The 7,370-nt window shown below is 48.8% G+C and carries 4 protein-coding genes; all 4 read left to right on the forward strand.

The genetic code is table 11. From position 1 onward, the window contains the following. Positions 1 to 1,695, forward strand: a 1,695-nt coding sequence (locus VIM72_RS26670; protein ID WP_332005863.1) for a RagB/SusD family nutrient uptake outer membrane protein, incomplete at its 5' end; no start/stop codon positions are given. Between the two features lie 20 nt (positions 1,696 to 1,715). Then, positions 1,716 to 3,137 carry an arylsulfatase gene (locus VIM72_RS26675; protein WP_332005864.1) on the forward strand — a complete coding sequence of 474 codons (1,422 nt, stop codon included), beginning with the start codon at positions 1,716 to 1,718 and terminating at the stop codon, positions 3,135 to 3,137. An 86-nt stretch (positions 3,138 to 3,223) separates the two neighbouring features. Then, positions 3,224 to 3,829: a class I SAM-dependent methyltransferase gene (locus tag VIM72_RS26680; protein ID WP_332005865.1), complete on the forward strand. Its 606-nt coding sequence runs from the start codon at positions 3,224 to 3,226 to the stop codon at positions 3,827 to 3,829. 215 nt (positions 3,830 to 4,044) lie between these two features. Continuing rightward, positions 4,045 to 7,215, forward strand: coding sequence for a TonB-dependent receptor (locus VIM72_RS26685; protein ID WP_332005866.1), 3,171 nt, complete (start codon positions 4,045 to 4,047; stop codon positions 7,213 to 7,215). Positions 7,216 to 7,370: the final 155 nt, after the last annotated feature.

The following is a 7,370-nucleotide window of genomic DNA, read 5'->3' on the forward strand; positions in this document are numbered from 1 at the left end:
AAGGATCAGCTTACAGAAAAAACAACCTTTACAAAATACGATAACATCAAGGCATACGCGTGGCAGTTCTACGAAGTGTTCCCGGGGTATTCCGCCGAGTATGTGAACAAGGAGTATGATGCCGACCTGTTCCTGAACGCCAATCCAAACGGCGAATCCAACTGGATCTGGCAAAGGATCGTGATCCCTTCCAGTTCCAATGATTATACGGATCCTTACAACAGGATCAGGGCAGTGAATATTATGCTGGATAATCTCGGCGCGTCGTCCATCTCCGATGCCGACAAAGACCACTGGCGCAGTGTGGGTTATTTTTTCCGTGCATACAGTTATGCCAACCTGGTGAATAAGTATGGTGATGTTACCTGGGTAGAAACCGCGCTCACCGACGCTGATAAAGATATCCTGTATGGACCCAGGACGCCCCGTGCAGCAGTAACACAGAAAATACTGGAACAGCTGCAATGGGCGGAAGCGCATATCAAGCCCGCCGGGGACGGACCTAATACCGTGAATGTAAACGTAGTGCGCGCCCTCATTGCCCGGTTCGGGCTTGTGGAAGGCACCTGGCGCAAATATCACCAGCTGGGAGATCCTGTGCCTTACCTGCGCGCCAGCGCAGATGCCGCCGCCAAACTGGTGGCCGCTTTCCCGGTGTTGCATCCTAATTACGACGAGGAATTCAACAGCGAATCGCTGGCAAATATCCCAGGCATATTACTGTATAAGCAGTACGACCAGACACAGGTAGTGCATAGCCTGGCTTCACTGGGAAGGAACTCCGCCGGCAGGTGGGACCTTACCAAAAAAGCCGCTGATATGTACCTCATGACCGATGGGCAAACCCGCTGGACCAGCCCCTTGTTTGCCGGCGACAAATCGCCCTTCACCGAATTCAGGAACCGCGATAAACGTTTGTACTATACCGTGCCTCCGCCGTTTAAAGTAAAGGTGAACCACCCCAGTCAGAACTGGCAACCCAGCGATGATCCGGCTGATATGGAATATTTCCCCGTAATGGAAGCGATTTCCGGCCCTAAGAATAAAACATTGCCTACCATGAACTGGCAGGGATTAATAGTGCGCCAGGAACCGCATTATGTGGATTATAATAACGGGCAGCCGTTTAACGTTACGTATACCGGTTACCGTTTTTATAAATTCAGCAATAAAATACAGCGCATCCAGAACCTTGATGTAAATGACGCGCCCATTTTCCGCATGGGAGAAGTAATGGTGAACTATGCAGAAGCTAAATATGAACTGGGAGAATTCAGCCAGGCCATTGCGGACCAGACGATCAATAAACTCCGCGCAAGGGGCGGGGTCGCGGCCTTACAGGTAGCGGCCATTCCAAATGATCCTACCCGCGACCCGGGCGTAACGCCGGTGTTATGGGAAATCCGCCGGGAGCGCGCTATTGAGCTGATGGGTGAATCATTCCGCTTTGATGATCTGCGCCGCTGGAAAAAGATGGAGTACGTTACTGCGCGCAAGCTGGGCAGGTGGCTGAAAAAAGGAACCGATGTACCGGCCAACAGCATCATCCCCATTCTCGATGGCGCTACGGAAGGATATATCGCCTACGAAAAAGTACCACCATCGCCATTCCCGGATTATTACTATTATTACCCTATCCCATCTAACCAGATTGTATTGAATCCGAAACTGACACAAAACCCGCAATGGAAATAAGTAACAAAAAATAATTGATAATGATCCTGAAGAAAATGACAACACTGGCGCTTACCGGCATGATGCTCGCATCCTATGCCGGTAAGGCGCAGGTGCGGCCCAACATCGTTTTTATACTTGCAGATGATCTTGGCTACGGCGACCTGGGCGCATACGGGCAAACAAAGATCAAAACGCCTAACATCGACCGGCTTGCCAAACAGGGTATGCGGTTCACCCGGTTTTATGCAGGTACTTCTGTTTGCGCGCCATCCCGTTCCTGCTTGCTTACCGGCCAGCATAGCGGTCACACCTACATCCGGGGCAACAAGGAAATAGAACCGGAAGGACAGCAGCCGTTGCCTGATACCGCGCAGAGCTACGCGCAGCTGCTGCAGAAAGCAGGGTACACCACCGGCGCTTTTGGTAAATGGGGACTGGGCATGGTAGGCACCACCGGCGCGCCGGACAGGAAAGGGTTCGATGTGTTTTTCGGGTACAACTGCCAGCGCCAGTCGCACCGTTATTACCCCACTCACCTGTGGAGCAATAATGAAAAGGTGGCGCTCACAGGTAATGATCTTACAGAGAAAAAAGTATACGCGCCAGCACTGATCCAGGAAAAAACGCTGGCCTTTATTGAAGCCAACAAAAACAAGCCCTTTTTCCTTTTTGTACCTACCACCTTGCCACATGCAGAATTGCAGGGGCCTGATGATGAGTACTACAAACAATATGAGAACAGTTTTGAGGAACATCCCTATAAAGGCGCCGACTATGGCCCTGGTGCGCAGCCAGGCGGTTATGCTTCCGTAGCAAAGCCACGGGCCACCTATGCTGCCATGGTAAGCCGCATGGATGCCTATGTTGGACAAATATTGGATAAGCTGGATGCACTGGGCCTCACCGGTAATACTATTGTTATTTTCAGCAGCGATAATGGCGCGCACCGTGAAGGCGGCGCAGACCCGGTGTTCTTTAACAGCTCCGGCGGACTGCGTGGCTATAAACGCGATTTATATGAAGGAGGTATTAAAACACCCTTTATTGTGAAGTGGCCAGGTAAGATAAAACCCAATAGCACAAGCGATTTTACCGGAGCCTTCTGGGACCTGATGCCTACACTGACAGATATTGCCGGTGCGCCTAAGCCGGCTTATACCGATGGCATTTCTTTCCTGCCAACTTTACTGGGTAAAGGAAAACAGCCGCAGCATCAATACCTGTACTGGGAGTTTCACGAAGGCGGCGGCCGCCAGGCCCTGCGCATGGGCAACTGGAAGGGCGTGAAACTGAATGTGATAAAAGATAAGAACGCCCCATTGGAATTGTATGATCTCAGCAAGGACCCTAAAGAACAACATAATGTAGCCGCTGCGCATATGGATATTGTACGGCAAATGAACAGTTATATTAAATCGGAGCATATAGAAAGCGATGTGTTCCCATTGACAGGGAAATAGAAGTAAGCCGCCCACCGGGTGGCTTCTTTATTTTAAGCACATGGTTTGAATAATAATTAAATACTTTTGAGGAGAATAAAGAAATAATGGAAAGAAAGGATCACTGGGAAAATATCTATAGTAATAAGAAGCCGGAAGAAATGAGCTGGACACAGGAAGTACCGGCCACCTCTCTTGCGTTAATAAACAGCTTCCATGTACCGAAAAACGCCCCGGTGATTGATATCGGGGGAGGAGAAAGTAAACTGGTGGATCACCTGCTGGCCGCCGGTTATACGGATATTACCGTGCTTGATATTTCTGCACAGGCGTTGGAGCGCGCAAAAGCGCGACTGGGAGAGCTGGCCCTGAAAGTGAACTGGCTTGTACAGGACATTACTACGTTTACGCCTGCACGTACTTACGCAGTGTGGCACGACAGGGCCACCTTTCATTTTCTAACCACCCCGGAACAAATAGCCGCTTACCTGCAGGCTGCCGTTAATGCAGTAAATGGCTATATGGCCATTGGGACCTTTTCTGATAAAGGCCCTGAAAAATGTAGCGGTCTTACTATTAAACAATATTCGGAAGAAGCATTAACGGAACAGCTGACCCCGTTATTTGAAAAGCTGCATTGCGCCACAGAAGATCATATTACCCCTTTCAACACCCGTCAGCATTTTTTATTCTGTAGTTTTAAATCGCGCTGATGCATAAATAACCAACTATTTTTCCGTATCTTGATGATCACAAATCAGTAGCACAGCCATATCGCATTCAGAAAAACAGTTCAACCATATCCACATTATTGAAAAACTACTCCCCTGAGTAGTGTGATGCATGCATATCCTCCCGGATGAGAACTTTATGTTACGAATGCAGTGAACACTTAGTATTCAAATTACCACGTAATATTTTCGCGTTCATGAAACCTATTTTTATTCTGTCACTTCTGTTATTGTGCTGCATTATCAGTCAGCCATTGCTTGCACAAACAACGCAGGCCTCTATTTCAGGGATTATCTCCGACGACGCCAAACAACTGATTCCGGGTGTATCCGTACTGGTGCGCAACGAATCAACCGGTTTCAGCAGTCGTACCATTTCAAATGCAAAAGGAGAGTACCTTATCAAGGAATTGCCGCTCGGCGGGCCATATACCATCCAGGTAACGGCGATGGGATATGCCGAACAAAAACGCACCGGCTATTCGCTGAACCAGGGAGATCTGGTCCGCGCCAACTTCCAGATGAAAACATCTTCGGTGGACATCAAAGAGGTGACGGTATCGGGCAATGCGCTCCGCAACAAAGCGGAGAACTTCGGCGCAGCCACCACGGTAACCGCCAGGGATATCGCCCGGCTTCCGGTGAATGGCCGTAACTTCAGCAGCCTTATTGACCTTTCGCCACTGAGTAGCGGAAGTAACCTGGCAGGACAGCTCGGCTCTTCCACCAACATTACCATTGATGGTACTTCCGCCAAAAATCCTACGTCCAGCAGTGGTACCAATACCCGTATCGGCGGCCCGTATGCTATTTCCATGGAAGCCATCCGCGAGTTTAAGGTAGTTACCAACCAATACGATGTTACCTTCGGGCGAAGTGGTGGTGGTACTATCAGCACGGTAACCAAGTCGGGTACCAATACCTTTTCCGGCAGCGCATTCACCTTCGTAAGGGCCGATGCATTATCCAGCAAGTACGACGCCCGTGGTAACCGGCGCCAGAACGATTTCTCCACCTATCAATACGGCTTCTCCCTGGGCGGCCCTATCATCAAAAATAAACTGCACTTCTTCGTAGCCTGGGATCACCAGGCAGATGCACGCCCCCTGCAGCTGGCGGATATCAAAACGCCGGAAGATGAGAAACGGTTCAATGTTACACAGTCGACCCTGGATACCTACCTCGGTATTGCACGCGGTAAATACGGCGTATCTTCCCTGCCGCAGTTCGGGTCTTTCAATAAGAAACGCGGTACGGATGCGGCGTTTGCACGTATCGACTGGCAGCTGAATGAGCGTAACCTCCTCACTATCCGCGATAACTACGTAAACGACCGCGCCCCGCTGGGCCGTGATGACAACTCTTCCATCAACCTGTATGAAGTATATGCCAATGCACATGCTATCAACAACAGTTTGCTGGCTACCCTCCGTACAGTAGTAAGCCCTAAAATTACCAACGAGCTGAAACTGCAGCACCTGTACACCTTTGAAGAAAGCTCTCCCGGCGATCAGCTGCCGGCGCAGAATATTCCGCGCGCCATCGTGGAAAGGGTACAGTCCACCATTAATAACAAACCGGTGTTTACCACCATACAGCTGGGCGGACAACGCTATTCGCCGGAACACTTCTACAATAACGTATTCCAGCTGGTAGACAATCTTTATTATAATACCAATAAAGCCAACTATACCTTTGGGGCGGATATCATGTACAGCCATATGAATTCACTGTACGGCAGTGAAATGAATGGCCGCTTCTATTTTACCGGTATGGATAATTTCAATAACCTGAAGCCTTACCGCTATGCCCGTGAAGTGGCGCTGGCAGATGATCCCAGTGTGAAGCAGAATATCCTCAGCGGTGCCTTATATGCGCAGATGCAGACTTACCTGTTCCCGGGCTTTGAAATGGTTGCAGGTTTACGGGCGGATTATACTACTTACCTGAACAAACCCAACTTCAATAAAACAGTATATGATGAACTGGGACTGCGTACCGATAACTCGCTGAAAACTTTCCAGCTGCAGCCACGTATCCAGTTCAACTGGGACATCAATGAAAAACATACCGATTACCTGCGCTTCGGCGCAGCCATCTTCGGATCGGATATAAACAACTATGCCATGATCAACAATATGTTGTTTGATGGCACCAAAGTGCTTACCGTAGATATCCAGGGCGCAGGCGTACCTACCCCTGATTTCCCCGCCTACCGCAAAGATCCGTCTACCGCGCCGGGGAAGGAAATGTTTGATAAACTCGGATTACCCCGTCAGGGTACCATTAATATGAATGGTAAAGATGCCAGGATCCCCGTGGTATACAAGGCAAACATCTCCTATAACCATATTTTCTCCGACCGCTTTAAAATGGGCCTCACCTTCTTCGCTACTATTGCGCGTCATAACTATATGTATGTAGACAGGAACATGGTGGATCAGCCGTTATTCCGTTTGGCTAACGAAGGAAACCGCGGCGTGTATGTGCCTGCGGTAAGCATCGATACTACCAACGGCGCTACCGACTGGACCAAAGGCCGTAAAAGCACCAATGTAGGCCGTGTGCTGGAACTGAACAGCGAAGGTAAAGTGAACCAGTTTGCGTTTGTAGTGGATGGTACTTTCCGCTATTATAAAGACGGGGAAATTTCTGTTAGCTATACCTGGAATGATGCGAAAGATAATACCTCTTATAACGGCGACGTAGCTAACACGGCTACTTTATCGCTGATGGTGAAGGATGATCCACGCAACCTCAGCACCATGAGCTATTCTGATAACCAGTTCCGTCATAAGGTAGTAGTATACGGTACATTGCCTACTTTCTGGGGAATCAATGTAGGGGTGCGTTACTCCGGTATAGGCGGTACACGTTATTCGCTGGCAGTGGGCGGTAATGTGAACGGCGACTTTGTAAACTCAAACGATCTGGCCTATGTATTTGATGTAAATAACCCTAGTGTGCCTGAAAAGATGCGCAGCGATATCCAGGCCATTCTGGATAATCCCCTGGCAGATAAAAGTGTGAAAGATTATATCCGCAGAAGCAGTGGGAAAATAGCAGAAAGAAATGGTGGTATCAATGGTTTCTATGGCGTATGGGACCTGAGAATTGCTACTAAGATCCGTTTTGGCAGCAGCAAAAAACAGTATCTGGAGCCCTCCTGCGATATTTTCAACCTCGCCAATTTGTTTAACAAGGAATGGGGTACCAGTAAACTGCTGGGTAAACAGAATATCTATTCTTTGGGTGGCTTTGATCGGGCAACGTCTACCTACAAGTATAACGTGAACGTGAACTCCGGCGTAGTGGTACCGGGTGGTAATCCCTGGCAGATCCAGCTGGGGCTCCGTTATGGTTTTTAGTAAAAAGAAGTTTAAAGAAGATAAAGAAGCCGGCCAATGCGCCGGCTTTTTTTATCTCAAAAAAAAAGTAGAAGAAAGACTTGACTCTAACGTTACGTCATAGCCTACCTTTGTTTTTAACCAAACAGTTACTAAAGTGATGAAGCAGTATGCGG

The organism is Chitinophaga sp., from assembly GCF_036569185.1.
Taxonomy (GTDB): Bacteria; Bacteroidota; Bacteroidia; order Chitinophagales; family Chitinophagaceae; genus Chitinophaga.

Excerpts from the sequence above, each read along its gene's own strand:
- VIM72_RS26675 (WP_332005864.1), top strand. The coding sequence starts at position 1,716 with ATGATCCTGAAGAAAATGACAACACTGGCGCTTACCGGCATGATGCTC.
- VIM72_RS26680 (WP_332005865.1), top strand. The coding sequence starts at position 3,224 with ATGGAAAGAAAGGATCACTGGGAAAATATCTATAGTAATAAGAAGCCG.
- VIM72_RS26685 (WP_332005866.1), top strand. The coding sequence starts at position 4,045 with ATGAAACCTATTTTTATTCTGTCACTTCTGTTATTGTGCTGCATTATC.